Origin of the sequence: Bacillus mycoides (assembly GCF_018742245.1) — a bacterium.
Classification (GTDB): Bacteria; Bacillota; Bacilli; order Bacillales; family Bacillaceae_G; genus Bacillus_A; species Bacillus_A cereus_U.
Window position 1 is genome coordinate 169,644 of record NZ_CP036132.1, and the last position, 18,193, is coordinate 187,836.

The following is an 18,193-nucleotide window of genomic DNA, read 5'->3' on the forward strand; positions in this document are numbered from 1 at the left end:
TTTTAATCTTTCTTCAATCTTCGTGCAACACCATTCCCTAAAGACTGCAACCCTTGAACGAGAATGATTAAAATAAAGACCGTTGCATACATTACTTCAGGTTCGTAGCGTAAATGTCCGAAGCGATATGCTAGGTCACCAAGGCCTCCAGCACCTACAAGTCCAGCCATTGCTGTTGCACCGATTAAGCCAATCGTTGCAATTGTTAATCCGAGTACGAGAGATGGACGAGCTTCTTTAACCATAACGTGCCAAATGATTTTTAAAGTAGAAACCCCCATTGCTTGATATGCTTCAATAACACCACGGTCCACTTCCAGTAAAGCCGTTTCCATTAAACGAGCAATATAGGGAGCTGTGAATACGACAAGTGGTACGATAACACCTTGCACACCAATAGATGTTCCCATTAAAAATTTTGTAAAAGGTAAAATAAAGAATAATAGAATGATAAATGGCAGAGAGCGAATGACATTAATAATTGTATTAAGAATCGGATATACGATTTTATTCTCTAGTTGGCCACCAGGTCTTGTTAAAACGAGTGTTACACCGAGTGGTAACGCAATTAGAATAGAGATAAGTAGTGAAATAGATGTCATTTGAAATGTTTGAATTGTTGCTTCCCATATTACGTTACCCCACTCATCCAAAAAGGACTTGTTTCCCATAATCTGTTCTACCTCCTTCTACGATAATTCCTTGTTCCTGTAAAAATGATAAGGCACGGTGTACTTCACTTTTTTCACCTTGCATATGAACAACCAGTTTTCCATATGCCTCATGTTTTAACTGCGTAATATTGCCTGATAAAATATTAGGATATACGTGGAAACGTTTTGTAGCGATAGCTAACGCGGGTTCTCCTGAAGCGGTTCCTATAAATGAAAGTGTTACGATTTCTCCAGTACTTTGTAGCTCTTTCTGTACCTCTTCTGGAATTTTCGCTGCAAATGCGCTATTTACAAATTTCTTCGTCGTTATATGTTGTGGGTTTGTGAAAATATCTTTCACAGTCCCGCTTTCGACTACAGATCCATGTTCCATTACAGCAACTTGGTCACAAATACGCTGGATGACATTCATTTCGTGTGTAATTAGCAAAATCGTAATTCCGATTTCTTCGTTGATCTTTAATAATAAATCAAGAATAGAATCGGTCGTTTCCGGATCTAATGCGCTTGTTGCTTCATCACTTAATAAAACTTCAGGCTCATGAGATAGTGCGCGAGCGATCGCTACACGCTGTTTTTGACCACCAGAAAGTTCACTTGGATAGGCATCTTTTCTATTGAAAAGATCAACAATACGTAAATACTTTTCTACCCTTTTTTCAATTTCATTTTTGGGAAGACCAGATAGACGTAAGGGTAGTGCGATATTTTCATAAACGGTAACGGTTTTAAGTAAATTGAATCCTTGAAAAATCATGCCGATCTTTTGTCTCGCTTTTGCGAGTTCTTTTGTCGATAAGGTTGTTAAATCTTGTTCGTTTACAATGATATTTCCTGTCGTTGGTTTTTCTAATAAATTTACACAGCGAATTAATGTACTTTTACCAGCACCGCTATATCCGATGATTCCAAATACTTCGCCCTTTTTTACTTTAAGGGAAGTTGGTTTAAGGGCCTCAACATTCCCTTTTTTTGTTGTAAATACTTTGGAGACGTTTTTTAATTCAATCATTATAGTCAGCTCCTACCAAGACGGTAAAACAGAACCATCGAATTTTTTCTCAATGAAATCTTTTACTTCTTTAGATTGATAAGCTTTCTTCAATTTATTTACAACTGCATCATCTTTATTTTCAGTACGAACAACGACCCAGTTCACATATGGTGAATCTTTTCCTTCGCGGAAAATAGAATCTTTCGCTGGACTTAATTTTGCGCCTAATGCAAAGTTTGTATTAATCGCAGCTGCCTTCACTTCACTTAGCTGCGTTGGTAATTGAGATGCCTCTAATTCAACAATCTTTAAATTTTTCGGATTTTCAATTACATCTTTTGCAGTCGCTTTTTCCGTAGCCTTTGGATCAACTTTTAAAACGCCTGCTTTTTCAAATAGCTTTAAAGCACGCAGCTCATTTGTTGGGTCATTTGGGACAGCAATTGCGTCGCCTTCTTTTAATTCTTTTATATCTTTTAAGTTTTTAGAGTATATACCCATAGGGAATGTTACTGTGGAAAATACTTCAGTCAATTTCATATTACGTTCAGTTTTAAATACGTCTAAATAAGATTTAGTTTGGTAGCTATTTACATCGAGGCTTTTTTCATCTAAAGATACGTTTGGTGCTACATAATCATTAAATACCTTTACATCGATTTGGAGGCCATCTTTTGCTGCAACTTCTTTCACCTTTTCAAAAATTTGTTCATGCGGTCCACCTGTTACACCAACGGTAATCTTTTTCTCATCTAATGCTTTTACCTCTTTATCAGAATTAGCACCGCATGCGCCTAACAATAATACAGCTCCACTTACAAGACTTAATAATACCTTTTTCATTTATAATTCCTCCTTAATATGCGTTCCAAAATAAAAAGCACCTCTCAAAAATAAGAGAGGTGCCGAATAGACGAAATAGGTTCCTCTCTTATCTTCCAAAACGAAAATCGTTCTGCAGGAATTAGCACCTTAGCTTATACGTTATAAGCTCGGTTGCCGGGCATCATCGGGCCAGTCCCTCCGCCACTCTTGATAAGAGTATGTGTATTTAGTTTTTAAATATGGTACTAATAGTAAATCTTACAAAAAGAATTGTCAACTTTATTTTCTGAATATACTTTATTTTTAGTATTCCTTTAAACATGTTGTTAGGAGAGGAAGAAAGTTAAATAGAAATATTAAAAATTATATAGATTTAAAAGGAAAATAGATGATATCCTTTTGGGAAGGAGGGGGAATTATGAAAAAACTTATTTTAACTTCTAGTTTAGTCCTTGCAGTTATTTTAGGTGCAGGGTGTAGTAATGAGAAAACAACAAAGACGGATGAACCGAAAAAAGAATCGGTACAAAAAGAAAAGGAATTAGCAGCGAAGGATGTTTTCAAGAAAGCGAATGAAGCTTTTAAAAATGAAGAACATGTAACGATGGCATATGATGTAGGGATAAAAGCTGAAGGAACAGAGATGGATGTACTAAAGGCTAAAATGCAATTAGAGCCAAAGAAAAAGAATTCGCGTTCTGAAATGAATGTTTCTGGTACAGATGTTGTAGTGTATGCTGTGGATGGTAAAGTTGCTGGTCAGGTGAAAAATCCTAATACAGGAGAAGTTATATCTGTGCCGGAGGAGCAATTAAATGCTGGCGGGATGGAAAGCCACTCAAGATATTATAGATAATTTAGAAGTGCCAGCAGTAGTTTTAGATAAAATGAAGATGGAGAAAAGCGGAGATAAATATAAGCTGAAGTTTATATTAAAAGGGCAAGAAACAGAGAGTATGCTAGCTAGCATGGATGAAACGCAGAAGAAAATGCTACAAGCACAAAACGCAAAGATAGAAGAAGTGGATGCAGAATATATCATTACAAAAGATTTTAAATATGAATCAGCGAAGATAGATATGATTATGAGTAGTAATGGTGAGGATAAGGCACACATTATTACGAATGCAAAATATACATCGTACGAAAAGTTTGAGCCAATACAGCTGCCAGCAGCAAAGTAACAGTCTTGATGAGGGAGGGACCTAAAATAAAGGGTCTCTCTCTTTTTTGTTAATACCTTCTTCGTAGGAAAATAGGTACAATATGAAGAGGAAGAACGTTAGAAGAGGAGAGTGCCATTTGAAAAAAAGAAAGATAGCAGTTGTTATTGTAGCGTATACAGTGTTGCTCGCGACTTCTATATATACATACAAAGAGCAACTAGAACATCCTATTATGAGCGATGTAGGAAAGTTGCTTCCAACGAAAATTAAACGTGTTGAAAATGCTGAGGATGAAAGTTCATTAAAAAAGTTAGTGCAAGATGCAAATGTTTCTGGAGAGAAGATTTCTATTGCAGGTATGCAACATAGCCAAGGCGGGCAGACGTATTATCCGAACGGTACGATGCTTGATATGAAAGGGTATAATGAAATATTAGAATTCGATCCGGAGAAGAAGAGGATTAGGGTGCAAAGCGGTGTCACATGGAATGACATTCAAAAGAAAATCAATCCATATGGTCTTGCAGTTCAAGTGATGCAATCTCAAAATATTTTTACTGTTGGTGGTTCATTAAGTGTAAATGTACATGGGCGTGATATTCGTCATGAAGCATTGATTGATACAGTAGAGTCGTTCAGATTGTTAATGGCAGATGGTACAGTGCGTAATGTAAGTAGAGAAGAAAATGCTGATTTGTTTCCGTATGTAATTGGGGGATATGGATTGTTTGGTGTGATTTTAGATGTGACGCTACAGTTAACAAACGATGAATTGTATGAAACGCATACGAAGGTACTAGATTATAAAGAATACTCTTCATACTTTAAGAATAAAGTGCGAAGGGACGAGAATATACGTATGCATTTAGCACGTATTTCTGTTGCCCCAAATTCATTTTTAAAAGAAATGTATGTGACAGATTATGTACTAGCAGAAGATCAACAGAAGTTGAAAGAGTACAGCAAATTAAAAGAAGAAAATATTATAGCTGCGCCGAAATTCTTACTTGGATTATCACGTTATAGTGACTGGGGAAAGGGCGCATTTTGGGATATACAAAGAAGTTATTTTGAACGTACAGATGGTAAGTACGAAACTCGAAATAACGTAATGAGATCTGATAGTGCTTTTATGGAATACGATAATCCAAACTTGACCGAAGTTTTACAAGAGTACTTTGTACCGATAGATGGTTTTGCAGAGTATATAGATGATTTGCGAATTGTTTTAAATGAAGAGGAATTAAACCTTCTTAACATTACAATCCGCTATGTAGAAAAGAATGAGAAGGCGGTGCTATCTTATGCGAAAGATGATATGTTTGCGCTTGTGCTTCTAATTAATCAAGGGCGTTCTGAGGATGAAATAAAGAAAACAAAAGTGGTCATTCAGAAGATGATTGATGTTACTTTAAAGCATAATGGAAGTTATTATTTACCGTATTATTCTTATCCGGAAAAGGAGCAACTAAAGAAAGCGTATCCTCGCATAGAAGAATTCCTTCAGAAAAAGAAGGAATTAGACCCAGAGGAAAGGTTTGTGAATTTATTTTATAAGGAGTATAGCAAATGACATATAGAAGATTTGTGGCCTCACAAAGCATTATTATGATGGCGGGTAGCATGGTATTTCCTTTTTATATACTATTGCTTCGAAATGTTGGAAATAGTTTCTCGCAATTTGGCTGGGCGTACGGTTTATTTGCCTTAACTTCAGCTCTAGTATATCCGTTAGTTGGAAGAACCTCTGATAGGATAGGTGATAGAAAGTTATTAATTATATACGCATGGTCCATGGCTATATTAATGCTTTGTTTCCCTATTGCAACAGAAGTTTGGCATGTATACATTCTCCAAATTTTAATGGGTATTTTAGGTGCTGTGCAGCGTAATACGGAGAAGACATCGTTAGCACGAAAGGTAGCGCATAAGGAAGCTGGTTACGAAATTGGAAAATACCATGTATGGACATCAATTGGTGGCGGAGTAGCTATAATTGCAACTGGTTACCTAGTGGATTTCTTTACGATAGGGACTATTTTTTACATTGCTTCAGTTTTATATGTAGTGAGTGGAATTGTATTAAGTAGCAAAAAAATATAATCATACCCATTTTTACCTGATTACCCTTTATTTGTTATACTTATGGAGAAGACAAAAGAAAAGGGGACATTGCCTTTGATGAAATTTATAGTTTTAGCTATTCTCACTTTATTTTTGATTCCATGGACTAGAAGCGGTAATAAAATTCGCGCGGTGGATAAAGGAGGAAATGAGAAAGTTGTAAAGGGTAAGAAATCATCTATTTTAGTTATTCCTGTTTTATTTTGGATAGGTATTGCAATCTATGAATATTTTTGGCTAATTGATGATCGAGCAGATTCTATTCTTACTCATTATTCTGTTGCAGTAGCGATTTTAATTGGGCTTGTTTTATTCTCACAAGAGCAGGTAGGGAAATTAGAAGGTACGTTAAAAGGACTTCTAATGTTTGTTTTACTCGCAAGTTACGGCTATTTTGGTTATTTGCACGATATAGTAATCTCGCAAAAGAAATATGATTCGGTCGTGAAGGTAGAGAAAGATATTTCGGAGCCATTTACTGAAAATGACCAACCGTTTACAGTTCCGCCTAAAACAGCGGAAAATAAAATGAAAAAGGTATTTGGTGATATTCCAAAAGTAGCTTATTTTGAGCTAGGGGAATTAACGCCACAAATGGTAAATGGTGAAGCCTTGTATGTAGCACCGATAGAAGTTTCGGGATTTTTTAAAGCACGTAAAGCGGAAACAATTCCAGGTTACGTAACAATGTCAGGTACAAATCCTGATGCGGAAGCGAAATTACATCTTGGATATAAAATGAAGTATGTACCAAGCATGTTTTTCGGTAATAAATTAGAACGTGTCGTTCGAAAAGCAGAGCCAGATTTAGTTTTTAAAGGGAAACCAAAATTTGAAGTTGATGATAAAGGAAAACCGTATTATACAATGACATACGGTGAGTTTATTTCAGGAAGATCAGGGTTTGAAGTAGAAGGCGTTGTCGTTGTTGATGCACAAACAGGTGATGTGAAACGATATGATAAAGGGAATGCACCTAAATTCGTTGATGGTGTATTAAATCATGAAACAGCATCTACGTTAAATACGTACTTCGGAAAATATATTCACGGATTTTGGAATACGAAATTCTCACAAACTGACATGAAGATTCCGACTGAGTGGGGGACGAAGGAAGGCGTTACGCCAATCTTCGGAAAGGATGGTAAACTGTATTACTTTACAGATTTCACCTCTCCGAAAGAAGGAGTAGATTCTGCCCTCGGTTACTCATTAGTTGATGCACGTACAGGAAAGTTGTATTACTATAACGGAAAAGAAGTGAAGGGAATTATGGACGGTTCGGCTGCTACAGAAGTAGTGGATAATTCCTTTAAGAGAGAGAAATGGCATGGAACAATGCCGGTTATTTATAACGTATATGGTAAACCTTCTTGGATTGTACCGGTTATTGATGACGGGGGATTAGTACGTGCTCATACTGTTATATATGCTTCTAATGCAAAAGTGTTTGCAACAGGTTCAACGCAAAAAGAAGCACTTGAGAATTATAAAAATGCGCTGAGTGGAAGTGGTGATTCATTTAGACCGACTTCAAATGGGAAAGAAGCGCAAAAAGAAGGTACTGTACAACGTGTGTATAAAGAAAAATCAGGTGAAAATACGATTGTGTACGTACTATTAGAAAACGAGCAAAAAGTATTCATGGTACCGGCGAAGAAATTCCCATATGCAATGTTTACAGAAGTAGGAGATCCAATTCAAATCACATATTTAGACACAGGAGAAATGATGGCATCTGTATCTAAATTTACAAATAGTAATTTGAAACAGTAAAGCGATAGAGATTCTATCGCTTTTTTTACATTATTAAACAGGAAAATACGGTATACTTGACGTATATTTATGTTGTAACTATAATTGTTACGGTTAAGTAGTTATATGAAAGGGTGAATGGAAAAAGTGAATGAAGTTAATCACGAAGTATATAAACCTGTAAAGACAAACAGGTTATGGATGATTCTTGTATTAGGGACACTTACGGCAATTGGGCCATTATCTATTGATATGTATTTGCCTTCTTTACCAAAGTTAACGGATGATTTACAAACGGGTGCATCCCTTGCACAGCTTACATTAACTGCTTGTCTGCTTGGGCTTTCAGTGGGACAGTTATTTGTTGGTTCAATTAGTGATATTTACGGAAGACGCAAACCTCTTATTATCGCTCTTATTATTTATGTTGCTTCTTCTTTACTTTGTGCTGTTGCACCATCTATTTGGAGTTTAGTACTTTTACGTTTCTTACAAGGTGCTTCAGGATCTGCTGGTATCGTTATATCACGTGCAATGGTACGTGATATGTATTCGGGTTCTGAAATGACGAAGTTTTTCTCACTGCTTATGCTAGTAAACGGAGCAGCACCTATTTTGGCACCGATTATTGGAGGACAATTATTACAGTTCACATCATGGCGCGGCGTTTTTATCGTTCTTGGAGCAATTAGTGTATTCATGCTAATATCATCTACTTTCGTATTACGTGAAACATTACCTCCTGAAGAAAGAGAGACAGGTGGTTTGTCGGGAACGCTGGCGACATACGGAAAGCTTCTGAAAGATCGTTTATTTATGGGTTATGCATTGTCGCAAGGATTAGTAACAGCTGCAATGTTTGCTTATATTTCTGGTTCACCGTTCGTGTTGCAAAATATATACGGGGCATCACCACAACAGTTTAGTTTGTTCTTTGCAATTAACGGTATCGGTATTATTATTGCTAGCCAAGTTACTGGCCGCTTAGCAGGGAAAGTGAATGAGAAGACATTATTTGTTTCCGGTATTGTTATTGCGGCTGTTGGCGGTCTATCGTTACTACTTACAATCGCACTTGGAATAGGTCTAATCGGTGTTTTATGCTCGCTATTTCTCGTTGTATCAAGTGTTGGGGTTGTATCAACAACTGGCTTCTCGTTAGCGATGAGAAATCAAAAACAAGCAGCAGGAACAGCATCAGCTTTACTAGGTTTATTACAGTTCATTTCAGGAGCGCTTGTTGCACCGCTAGTAGGTATTGGCGGAAGTAATACAGCACTTCCTATGGGTGTTGTTATAGCTCTTTGTGAAATTGGTGCTGTGTTATGCTATTTATTCATGGCAAAAAGAAGTGAACAGCAGTTTGAACTGCAACAAAAACAAAATTTAGAGGCTTAACAAAAAAGAGCTGATTCAAACATTTCTCTGAATCAGCTCTTTTTTTCATTTCTTTGAAATAACTCATACATATTATTCATGATCGCATCATATAAGAAAGCAAGTTTATCCCATACCCAGCGGTTACTGTCGACCTCTTTCTCCCCGCAGTCAATAATATCAGTATGATCTGTAATTCTATATGCCCTCTCAACGATAATAGGAGCAATCTTCGGTATGCGTGGAATTTCTTTTAAGACATCTGCAAAATTTCCAATGTAGACATGACCGATAATCTCGATTGTTAATGATTTATCCGATATATTTAGCACAGTATGAAATTGATTTGTATGTTGTTGTTTTAAATATTGGGCTAACTTAAATGGAGCATGTTGCTTTTTTAATACGCGGCGAAGGTTTTCTGTGTTTTCAATATGAAGTGATCTTTCACGAATAAGGACACGAATATCTTCTCCCATAAAAGGTATTGTATTGTACATAGGTGATTCTCCTTAAAAACTTAACTACGCTTGCGTTATGCATATGTAAGTCTAGCGTGGTTTGTTCTCTATGAGTGCTTACAGTTTTGTAAGGTAGAGTAGTGAAGTGATGGAGAAGTTACTTGCATAAAGTGACGATAATGTGACAAAAATGTGGGTATATTTATTAAGAGATCATCTTAAGTGCAAAATTTAGGACGTTCTCGGTATAATAAAACAAGTGGAGATAAGAGAAACTGTAATTCGTAGTAGATGTAGATAAAAGGAGAATAAGAGATGAAGAAGGTTTTCGGTATTGCAATGCTTGGGGGTATGCTCCTTCTAGCGGGATGTAATGGAAATAAAGACACGAAAGATACGAAAGAACCGAAAGAAAAGGTAGAGCAATCTACTGAACAGACAGAAGATACGAAAGTGTATCGTGAGGTACATGAAAAGTATGATGCGAAGATGAACAAGGAAATTAATAAAGCGTTACAGTTATTTGAAGTGGCAAAAGAAAAGGGCGGTAAGGAAATAACTAATGCTAAATTTAAGGAAGACGTGCAAAATGTAACAACGGGCATGTTAGAAGATATAGATCATATGCGTAAAGAAATTCATGTACCGAAGTCGAAAGAACAAGAACATGAAATGTATGTTGGTTTCTTAAATGAATCAGAACAAGCGATGAAAAAATTACAGAAGTTAGCTAAAGAAGAAGATTCATCGTTGATTCGTGATATAGAAATTAATTTTTCAACAGCATCGACATACTATAAACGTTTTCAAACAGAAACGAAAAAATAACCTTGCGCATGCGCGAGGTTATTTTTTCTTCTTGCCATCTCCGTCTTCATCCTCGGATACTAATACCTTCTGTTCTTCGTGAAATTCTGAAATTGTTTGTCCAGTAATATTATCGAATGGAGTATAAAAAGAAGTGACACGTTTCTTCTTAATGAAGAGTTTGTAGAAGCCGATGATTACGAGTATGACAATTGTTAATGGCAATCCTATGGTGGCTAGAAGTAAGGGATCCATCTTATAACTCCTTTAAAGTAATTAATTTTATTATAAGTTAAAGTAGTGATTTTAAGAAATAATGCCATTAAAAACTGATTTTCCTAAATATATCCAATTAGATTGACTTTTCATTTTTTCAGAATTATAATTCAAAATATACAATTTGAACCAAATAATAATATAGCAATTTACTTATCCAGAGAGGTAGAGGGACTGGCCCTATGACACCTCAGCAGCGGGTTCTGAAAGATGAACACCGTGCTAATTCCAGCAAGCGAGTCTTGCAAGATAAGTGATGGGCATAGTTTTATTAAGCCTTGATCTTATTTTTTAAGATCAAGGCTTTTTGTGTTGTAAGAAGTGGAAAAGGAGTAATGGGAACAAATATGTCAATAAAACAAAGTAAATTCATTTGTTTAGGGGGTTATTGAAGTGTATGTTATTAAAAAACTATCGGTTATGGTGTTTACGCTATGGGTCATTACGACAGTAACATTTTTAATTATGCATATTATTCCAGGGGATCCATTTTCGTCAGATGCGAAAATCTTCCCTGAAGAAGTGATACAAAACATGAGAGCTAAGTATCACCTTGATGAACCGTTATGGAATCAGTATGTTGCTTATTTGGATGGGGTAGTTCATTTTGATTTTGGTGAATCTGTTCAATCAACAGGTCAAGGTGTATCGGAAATTATAACAACTGGTTTTGGACCGTCGGCAATTATTGGTTTACAAGCACTTGTTATTTCATTGTTAGTCGGAATTGCCGCAGGTACATTTGCCGCGCTATATCATGGGAAAGTGATTGATTATAGTGTGAGCTTGCTTGCGATTCTAGGTATTTCTATTCCTAGTTTTATTTTAGCGCCACTATTTATACAAGTGTTCGCCATCCAATTTGAATTACTACCAGTGGCGTCGTGGGGAACGTTTGAGCATACTGTATTACCTTCTTTCGCATTAGCGCTCGGGCCAATCGCAGTTATTACAAGATTTGTTCGCTCTAATATGATTGAAGTGTTGCAGAGTGATTATATTAAGCTAGCGAGAGCGAAAGGTATACCAATTAAGAAAATCATTATAAGACATGCTCTTCGAAATGCAATTGTTCCGGTACTTACATTTGTTGGCCCATTAATGGCTGGACTTTTAACAGGAACTTTCGTTATTGAAAAAATCTTTTCAATTCCTGGTTTAGGAAAATATTTTGTAGATAGTATTTTTAACCGAGATTATCCGGTAATTATGGGAACAACCATTTTCTATAGTTCGCTATTAATTGTATGTATTTTTATTACAGATATCATTCATCGTATTGTTGATCCGCGTATTCGTTCTATTACGTAAGGAGGGGAATGTTTAAATGGGGGCTTATGAAATTAATGACCAGTTATTAACGAATGAAGAGAAAAAAGAATTAACGATAAATAAAGATCAGCAAACGATTAGCCGAAAAAAGGAAGTGTTTCGCAAGTTTATATCAAACCCTATAGCAGTTTTAGGGGCAGTGACGTTATTACTAATTATTGTTTTCTCGCTTATTGGCGAAAGTTTAACGTCATTTACTGCGAGTGAACAAGTAAAAGAAGCAACTAATTTACCGCCTAGTAGTGAGCATTGGTTCGGAACAGACGATTTAGGGAGAGATATTTGGGCGCGTACTTGGGCTGGTGGGAAAATTTCATTAACAGTTGGATTGGTAGCGGCAGCTCTTGATATAGGGCTTGGTGTACTTATCGGAGGTTTTAGTGGATATGTGAGAGGGCGTAATCGTCTTGGAACGTTAATTGATGAGTGGATTATAAGAGGGATTGAAGTGTTATACGGTATCCCATATTTATTAATTGTTATTTTACTATTAATCGTTATGAAACCAGGACTTTTTACAATTATAATCGCCCTTGCGTTAACGGGATGGATTGGCATGGCACGTCTCATTAGAGCACAAGTCTTGTCTTTAAAGCAAAGAGAATTTGTTATCGCAGCAGAGCGATTAGGTACACCTCATATGAAAATTATATATGGGCATTTAATTCCAAACTTAACAGGGATTATTATCGTAAATTTATCATTTACAATTCCAGCAGCTATTTTCTCAGAATCATTTTTAAGTTTTATCGGACTTGGAGTACAATCACCAGCAGCGAGTTGGGGCACGATGACGAACGATGCACTCGGGACATTACTAAGCGGAGAATGGTGGCAACTTTTCTTCCCGGCAATCATGATTGCACTAATCATGTTCGCATTTAATGCGATTGGTGATGGTTTGCAAGATGCGATTGATCCGAAAATCGTAAAACGTAATCGAAAGGAGAAAAAACATGGCACAAATCTTATCTTTAGAAAACGTAACGTTGGCCGTTGAAAAAGAGAATAGTAAGCAAGCAATTGTGAAGCATGTTTCCTTTTCTATTAACGAAGGTGAAATAGTTGCACTTGTTGGAGAAAGTGGTTCAGGAAAAAGTGTTACAGCACAATCAATTATCGGCTTAAATCAAGAATCGATTCATATTGATGATGGAAATATATCTTTCCAATCAAAGGAATTAACGGATTTACAAGAATCAGAATGGAATCAAATTCGCGGGAAAGATATTTCCTTTATCTTTCAAGACCCGCTTTCATCTTTAAATCCGACGATGAAGGTGGGAAGACAAATTACAGAAGTAATTGTGCAGCATGAAAAGAAATCGAAAAAAGAGGCAAAAGAAATTGCAATTAACTTACTAAATGATTTAGGGATACATGAAGCAGAGAAACGCTTTGAACAATATCCGTATCAGTTGAGCGGAGGTATGAGGCAGCGTATTTGTTTAGCAATTGCGTTTGCATGTCATCCGAAGCTCGTTATTGCAGATGAACCTACAACGGCGTTAGATGTAACAATTCAAAAACAAATTATGGGGTTATTAAAAGAGCGAAAAGAAAAACAAAATACGAGTATTTTATTAATTACTCACGATTTGGCACTTGTGCGTGAAATAGCTGACCGAGTAGTTGTTATGTACGGGGGGCGCATTGTTGAAAAAGGAACGATAGGGGAAGTAATTGGCTCTCCTAAGCATCCTTACACGAAAAGCTTATTGCAAGCAATTCCAAATATGGATGATTCAGAAAAGGTACTTAGAGCAATTGAGGGAACAACACCTTCAATTGAAACGTTAAATAGTTTTGGGTGCCCGTTTGTGAATCGTTGTCCAGTAGCGATAAAAGAATGTATTCATCGTTTCCCAGAGAGAACAACATATTCTGAGGAGCATAGTTCACATTGCTGGCAGCATATTCTGGAGCATAATAAAGCGAAATCAAAAGAGAAGGTGAATGCTTCATGACGACAGATTTAATAGCTGTAAAACAAGTCACAAAAACATATGGAAGTAAAAATAAAGAAATTGCGGCGCTAAAAGGTATATCACTTTCTATTCCGAAAGGAACAACTCTTGGCATTATCGGAGAAAGTGGTTCAGGAAAAACAACACTTGGTAAGCTCATAGCTGGGATTGAAAAACCAACGTCTGGTGAAATTGATTATAACGGTCAAGTTGTTCACACGCTGAAGTCAGCTAATAAGCGGAATTTCTTACAGAAAGTACAGTTTATTTTTCAAGATTCCACAGCTGCATTAAATCCGCGCTGGAAAGTACGCGATAGCGTAACGGAAGGATATATTTCATTCGGTTTAGGCGATAAAGGATTGAAAGATAAAGTCGCAGGTGATGCACTAGAGCGTGTTGGATTAGATAGACGATATATTGATCGTTATCCCCACGAATTTAGCGGTGGACAACGTCAACGTATTGCCATTGCAAGAGCGCTATTATGTGAGCCAGAAGTATTAATCCTTGATGAACCAATTTCAGCATTAGATGTTTCACTGCAAATCCAAATTGTACATTTGCTGCAAAAGATTCAAAAGGAACAAGGCTATACATATTTATTTATCGCACATGATTTACCGATGGTTCACTATTTATGTGAAAAAGTGGCTGTCTTATACAAAGGAGAACTTGTTGAATTTGGAAATACGGACGAAGTATTCCGTAATCCACAACATTCTTATACAAAAACATTATTAGCATCAACACCAAAAATTTCAGGTTAAAGGAGAATGTAGGATGAAGAAGTTTTTACTGTTTGTCATTATGACTGTTTTAGCAATAACTTCTGTCGCTTGCGGTAAGAAAGAGACGCAAAAGGCAAGTGCTGGTAAGGGGGAAGGAGATCGATTAGTAACGAATATTAGTAGTGATCCATATACACTTGATTCCGCTATTGCGACAGATAGCACGTCAGGTTATGTAATTGGGCAGTTGTTTTCAAGTTTATATACGCAAGATAGTGATGGGAAATATCAAAATGAATTAGCAGAGAAAGAAGAAGTAAATGCTGATGGAACTGAATATACAATACATTTAAAGAAAGATATTAAATGGTCAGATGGTTCTCCTATTACAGCAAATGATTTTGAGTTCGCATGGAAGCGATTATTAAATCCGAAAACGGGTTCTATGAATGCGACAGAAATGTATTTTATTAAAGGAGCAGAGGCATATAATACTGGAAAAGGTGAAGAAGGCCAAGTTGGTATTCAAGTCGTTGATCCTCAAACATTAAAGGTAACGCTTGAGCACCCAGTTGCTTCTATTAAACAAAAGTTAGCAAGTTCATTATTTATTCCATTATCTAAAAAATCAATTGATGATAACAATAAATTAAAAACAGATCCAAAAGAGTTAATTACGAACGGACCATTCACATTAAAAGAATGGAAGCATAACCAAGCAATTACAGTACAAAAAAATAAAGAATACTACGATAAAAAGGTAACATTAAAAGAAATTGAGTTTCGTATTATTCCAGATTCTAAAACAGCGTATCAATTGTACAAATCAAAAGAATTAGATTTATTAAGTGGCTTACCACAAGAGATGATTGAGAAAGAAAAAGGGAATAAAGAATATAAACGTGTTGCGGGATTCTCATCTTATATTTACTCGTTTAACGTAGAAAAAGAGCCGTTTACAAATGCGAAAGTACGTAAAGCATTTTCATTAGCGGTTGATCGTAAGTTTATCGTTGAAAAATTGTATAAAAATAATGCACAAGAAGCATATGCATTCGTTCCAGAAGGGGCAAAAACACAAGGTGGTCGTGATTTCCGTAAAGAAAAAGGTGATTACATAAAATTTGATTCAGCGGAAGCGAAAAAATTATTAGAAGAAGGTATGAAAGAACAAGGATGGTCTACATTACCTGAAGTAACATTAAAATTCACTACAGATACACAACATAAAAAAGTAGCAGAAGCAATGCAAGAAATGTTTAAGAAAAATCTTGGAGTAGATATTAAATTAGAAAATAAAGAATGGAAGAGTTACATCGACACATATAAGCAAAGTGATTTCCAATTAGCTTATATGGGATGGGGCGGCTCTCTATTAGATCCAATTACTAAACTAGATTTATATGCAGGTGATGGTCCGAATAACTATGCAAAATGGCATAATAAAGAATTCGACGCTTTAGTAAAAGAAGCAGAAGTTGAACAAAACGAGGATAAGCGTTTTGACTTATTGCATAAAGCGGAAGATATTATGTTTGATGATACACCGTTAATCCCAGTTATTTTCCCAAGTGCTTCATATTTACAAAAATCATCAGTATCTGGCGTCCAATTCATTATCGGTTCTAGTCCAGAACTAAGATACGTAAAAATTAAAAAATAAAGAAGTAGGCAACCGCCTACTTCTTTATTTTATTTCGCGTTTATATTCTTTTTTCGTTCCGTCAGAAAAGACAACTTCTAAATCGAATTTTTGGTAGTCTTTATCAAGTTTGAATACATTTACTACTTGATCAATAACTTCTTGATCAGGAGTATCTTTATTAAATTTCAGCTCTTGTAGAAGAGGGCTTAATTTCGTAATAGCCTCGTCACCTGTGAACTTTACATCTGTTTTATGGTCTTCAATTTTTGCTTCCATTTTCTTATCCGCTGCTACATTTTTATAATCAGCTTCGTAGTCTTTCTTCGTATCTTGATAGTCTGCTTTTAAATCAAATTCATTAAAGTTTAGTTTTAAATCTGCAGGAGCCTCATTTTTTGCTTCTTCAGTTGTCTTTTTATTAGAAGTTGTATCTTCTTTTGCAGGAGCTTTACATCCTGTTAATGCAGGTACTAGCATAAGAGCTAATAAAGCTGATAGTAAAATTCTCATTATAAATTCCTCCTTATGTAACTTCTTTCTATACAAGTTTTTCCTAATTTCATGTAATTATGTATGTGTTGAAAATAAATTATTTTCTCATAGCTTTAAGGGTTAATCCGCAATTTAAATCAAAAATGATTTGTATGTATATGGTAAATTGAAGTTGTAAGGAGGTACTGAAATGCATGAAGAATATAAAGAGATGATAAAAAAAGTGATTGAATATATAGAGAATCATTTACATGAAGAGCTTACAACAGAAAGAGTGGCATTTCACGGTGCAGTATCGATGTACCATTTTCATCGTATTTTTCAAAGTTATATCGGGATGAGTGTAACGGATTATGTTCGTAAGAGAAGATTAACTCATGCTGCACAGGCTTTGGTATCGACTGAAAGAGCAGTCATTGATATTGCAGTGCAATATGGCTTTTCCTCACAAGAGGCATTTACTAGAGCTTTTAAAAGAATGTTTCAATTACCACCAAAAAAATATCGAAAGTATTTCCAGTCATTTTATATAGAAAGAGAGGGAGTTTCAATGGAAAAAGGTATACCGAAAGGATGGGTATTAAGTGGAAGTCATCCTGCTGAATATGAGATGGGTTTAGATTACGAAGTTGTTCATCAAGGAAAAGTATCTGCATATATAAAAGGAAAAGAGAACGTTACACACGGAGGGTTTTCAACATTAATGCAAATGTTCCGAGCGGATAAACATGTAGGTAAGAGATTACGTTTAACAGCATTTATTAAGAGTGAGAGTGTAAGAGACTGGGCGGGATTATGGATGCGAGTAGATGGAAAAGATACAGAGCCACTTGCTATGGATAACATGCAAAATCGCCCAATCAAAAATACGAATAACTGGCAATCGTACTCGGTTGTATTAGATATAAAAGAAGAAGCACTTGGTATTGCATTTGGTGTTTTATTATCAGGAGAAGGTTGTGTGTGGCTAGATAGTATTCGATTTGATGAAGTAGATGAAAAAATTCCTTCAACAGATTTGGCAGAAAACTTTTATGAAACACTCCTAGAAGAGCCGGTGAATCTGCAATTTGAAGAAATAGAAAATTAAAAAGTAAGGAGAAAAGATATGCTCGAATATGTAAAACTAATAAGTATTAGTTTAGTAGTATCGTCTTGTATTATGGGAATTAACTATTTAATTAGCTATCTTTGGTCAGGGCATATACCTTCTTTGACGTGGAGAACATATTTGATGTTTATGGTTATATTTATGATGAGTTTTGGTTCAATACAAAAAGAGAACTATGAAGAGAGTTGATAATCGTCCTTTTAGTCTTCTTAGTATTAATACATATGTATTTATCACTGCATTGGAAAAACAGGTTTGCCGTTCGGGATTATTTCCCGCAACATACGCAGCAAATGGTTATTATACAATAATATTTGGTGGAGTTATTTTAGAGAAGAATATTATTTCATTATTAGTTATTATATTAGTTACACAATTGGTAGCAGTGATTACTTTATCTATAAAAGGAATGGTAAAGGGGAGAAGCCCTGTAGTTAAAGAAGTATAAAGTAAAAA

At 35.7% G+C, this 18,193-nt stretch carries 19 protein-coding genes, 1 pseudogene and 2 riboswitches; of the genes and pseudogenes, 14 read left to right on the forward strand and 6 right to left on the reverse strand.

The annotated features are described in order from the left end of the window. Nucleotides 1–2 precede the first annotated feature (2 nt). Genes EXW56_RS00990 through EXW56_RS01000 form a run of 3 tightly spaced genes read right to left on the reverse strand, consistent with a single transcriptional unit; the run spans nt 3 to nt 2,511 of the window. Nucleotides 3–671: a methionine ABC transporter permease gene (locus EXW56_RS00990; RefSeq protein ID WP_002202044.1), complete on the reverse strand. Its 669-nt coding sequence runs from the start codon at nt 669–671 to the stop codon at nt 3–5. Next, entirely contained in the window at nt 646–1,686 is a 1,041-nt protein-coding gene (locus tag EXW56_RS00995) for a methionine ABC transporter ATP-binding protein (protein ID WP_002202043.1), read from the reverse strand. The genes EXW56_RS00990 and EXW56_RS00995 overlap by 26 nt, the downstream gene beginning before the upstream one ends. Nucleotides 1,687–1,698: 12 nt before the next feature. After that, complete coding sequence (locus EXW56_RS01000; protein ID WP_215557805.1) at nt 1,699–2,511, reverse strand: MetQ/NlpA family ABC transporter substrate-binding protein; 813 nt, start codon at nt 2,509–2,511, stop codon at nt 1,699–1,701. An 85-nt stretch (nt 2,512–2,596) separates the two neighbouring features. Next, nucleotides 2,597–2,710: riboswitch (SAM riboswitch) on the reverse strand. A 201-nt stretch (nt 2,711–2,911) separates the two neighbouring features. On the opposite strand from EXW56_RS01000, the pseudogene EXW56_RS01005 reads away from it, so the two are divergent. The 5 genes and pseudogenes from EXW56_RS01005 to EXW56_RS01025 all read left to right on the forward strand — a co-directional run bounded on the left by EXW56_RS01005 (nt 2,912) and on the right by EXW56_RS01025 (nt 8,936). Beyond that, a pseudogene (locus tag EXW56_RS01005) lies at nt 2,912–3,677 on the forward strand (hypothetical protein). A gap of 118 nt (nt 3,678–3,795) precedes the next feature. Continuing rightward, nucleotides 3,796–5,232, forward strand: a complete 1,437-nt coding sequence (locus tag EXW56_RS01010; RefSeq protein WP_215597124.1) for an FAD-binding oxidoreductase — start codon at nt 3,796–3,798, stop codon at nt 5,230–5,232. Continuing rightward, nucleotides 5,229–5,762: an MFS transporter gene (locus EXW56_RS01015; RefSeq protein WP_002113356.1), complete on the forward strand. Its 534-nt coding sequence runs from the start codon at nt 5,229–5,231 to the stop codon at nt 5,760–5,762. Before EXW56_RS01010 ends, EXW56_RS01015 begins: the two co-directional genes overlap by 4 nt. Before the next feature lie 78 nt (nt 5,763–5,840). Then, a complete protein-coding gene (locus EXW56_RS01020; protein ID WP_002113357.1) occupies nt 5,841–7,559 on the forward strand; it encodes a DUF3981 domain-containing protein in 1,719 nt (572 codons plus the stop codon). A 117-nt stretch (nt 7,560–7,676) separates the two neighbouring features. Further along, nucleotides 7,677–8,936, forward strand: coding sequence for a multidrug effflux MFS transporter (locus EXW56_RS01025; protein WP_070127834.1), 1,260 nt, complete (start codon nt 7,677–7,679; stop codon nt 8,934–8,936). Between the two features lie 32 nt (nt 8,937–8,968). Here the strand turns inward: EXW56_RS01025 and EXW56_RS01030 are convergent, their stop codons facing one another. Continuing rightward, on the reverse strand, nt 8,969–9,415 hold the full coding sequence (locus tag EXW56_RS01030) for a hypothetical protein (protein ID WP_002113359.1): 447 nt from the start codon (nt 9,413–9,415) through the stop codon (nt 8,969–8,971). 276 nt (nt 9,416–9,691) lie between these two features. Here EXW56_RS01030 and EXW56_RS01035 point away from each other — a divergent pair, with 276 nt between their 5' ends. Beyond that, nucleotides 9,692–10,204: a hypothetical protein gene (locus EXW56_RS01035; protein ID WP_002113360.1), complete on the forward strand. Its 513-nt coding sequence runs from the start codon at nt 9,692–9,694 to the stop codon at nt 10,202–10,204. Between the two features lie 18 nt (nt 10,205–10,222). Here EXW56_RS01035 and EXW56_RS01040 read toward each other — a convergent pair whose 3' ends face one another. After that, on the reverse strand, nt 10,223–10,438 hold the full coding sequence (locus EXW56_RS01040; protein WP_002202038.1) for a DUF3951 domain-containing protein: 216 nt from the start codon (nt 10,436–10,438) through the stop codon (nt 10,223–10,225). Between the two features lie 171 nt (nt 10,439–10,609). Beyond that, a riboswitch (SAM riboswitch) is annotated at nt 10,610–10,715 on the forward strand. A 137-nt stretch (nt 10,716–10,852) separates the two neighbouring features. On the opposite strand from EXW56_RS01040, the gene EXW56_RS01045 reads away from it, so the two are divergent. Genes EXW56_RS01045 through EXW56_RS01065 form a run of 5 tightly spaced genes read left to right on the forward strand, consistent with a single transcriptional unit; the run spans nt 10,853 to nt 16,152 of the window. Further along, complete coding sequence (locus EXW56_RS01045; RefSeq protein ID WP_000289323.1) at nt 10,853–11,770, forward strand: ABC transporter permease; 918 nt, start codon at nt 10,853–10,855, stop codon at nt 11,768–11,770. Between the two features lie 16 nt (nt 11,771–11,786). Next, on the forward strand, nt 11,787–12,791 hold the full coding sequence (locus tag EXW56_RS01050) for an ABC transporter permease (RefSeq protein ID WP_002202037.1): 1,005 nt from the start codon (nt 11,787–11,789) through the stop codon (nt 12,789–12,791). Further along, nucleotides 12,748–13,758: an ABC transporter ATP-binding protein gene (locus EXW56_RS01055; protein WP_002113364.1), complete on the forward strand. Its 1,011-nt coding sequence runs from the start codon at nt 12,748–12,750 to the stop codon at nt 13,756–13,758. Before EXW56_RS01050 ends, EXW56_RS01055 begins: the two co-directional genes overlap by 44 nt. Further along, a complete protein-coding gene (locus EXW56_RS01060) occupies nt 13,755–14,528 on the forward strand; it encodes an ABC transporter ATP-binding protein (protein WP_002202036.1) in 774 nt (257 codons plus the stop codon). The genes EXW56_RS01055 and EXW56_RS01060 overlap by 4 nt, the downstream gene beginning before the upstream one ends. Nucleotides 14,529–14,541: 13 nt before the next feature. Continuing rightward, a complete protein-coding gene (locus EXW56_RS01065; protein WP_002113368.1) occupies nt 14,542–16,152 on the forward strand; it encodes a peptide ABC transporter substrate-binding protein in 1,611 nt (536 codons plus the stop codon). A gap of 24 nt (nt 16,153–16,176) precedes the next feature. Here the strand turns inward: EXW56_RS01065 and EXW56_RS01070 are convergent, their stop codons facing one another. Further along, a complete protein-coding gene (locus EXW56_RS01070; RefSeq protein ID WP_002113370.1) occupies nt 16,177–16,644 on the reverse strand; it encodes a YusW family protein in 468 nt (155 codons plus the stop codon). A 172-nt stretch (nt 16,645–16,816) separates the two neighbouring features. On the opposite strand from EXW56_RS01070, the gene EXW56_RS01075 reads away from it, so the two are divergent. Genes EXW56_RS01075 through EXW56_RS01085 form a run of 3 tightly spaced genes read left to right on the forward strand, consistent with a single transcriptional unit; the run spans nt 16,817 to nt 18,185 of the window. Further along, nucleotides 16,817–17,716 carry a helix-turn-helix transcriptional regulator gene (locus EXW56_RS01075; RefSeq protein WP_002202035.1) on the forward strand — a complete coding sequence of 300 codons (900 nt, stop codon included), beginning with the start codon at nt 16,817–16,819 and terminating at the stop codon, nt 17,714–17,716. 18 nt (nt 17,717–17,734) lie between these two features. Then, the gene (locus EXW56_RS01080; RefSeq protein WP_002202034.1) at nt 17,735–17,926 is read left to right on the forward strand and encodes a hypothetical protein; all 192 of its coding nucleotides are present in this window, start codon (nt 17,735–17,737) and stop codon (nt 17,924–17,926) included. Then, nucleotides 17,913–18,185 carry a hypothetical protein gene (locus EXW56_RS01085; protein WP_002202033.1) on the forward strand — a complete coding sequence of 91 codons (273 nt, stop codon included), beginning with the start codon at nt 17,913–17,915 and terminating at the stop codon, nt 18,183–18,185. The genes EXW56_RS01080 and EXW56_RS01085 overlap by 14 nt, the downstream gene beginning before the upstream one ends. Nucleotides 18,186–18,193 lie beyond the last annotated feature (8 nt).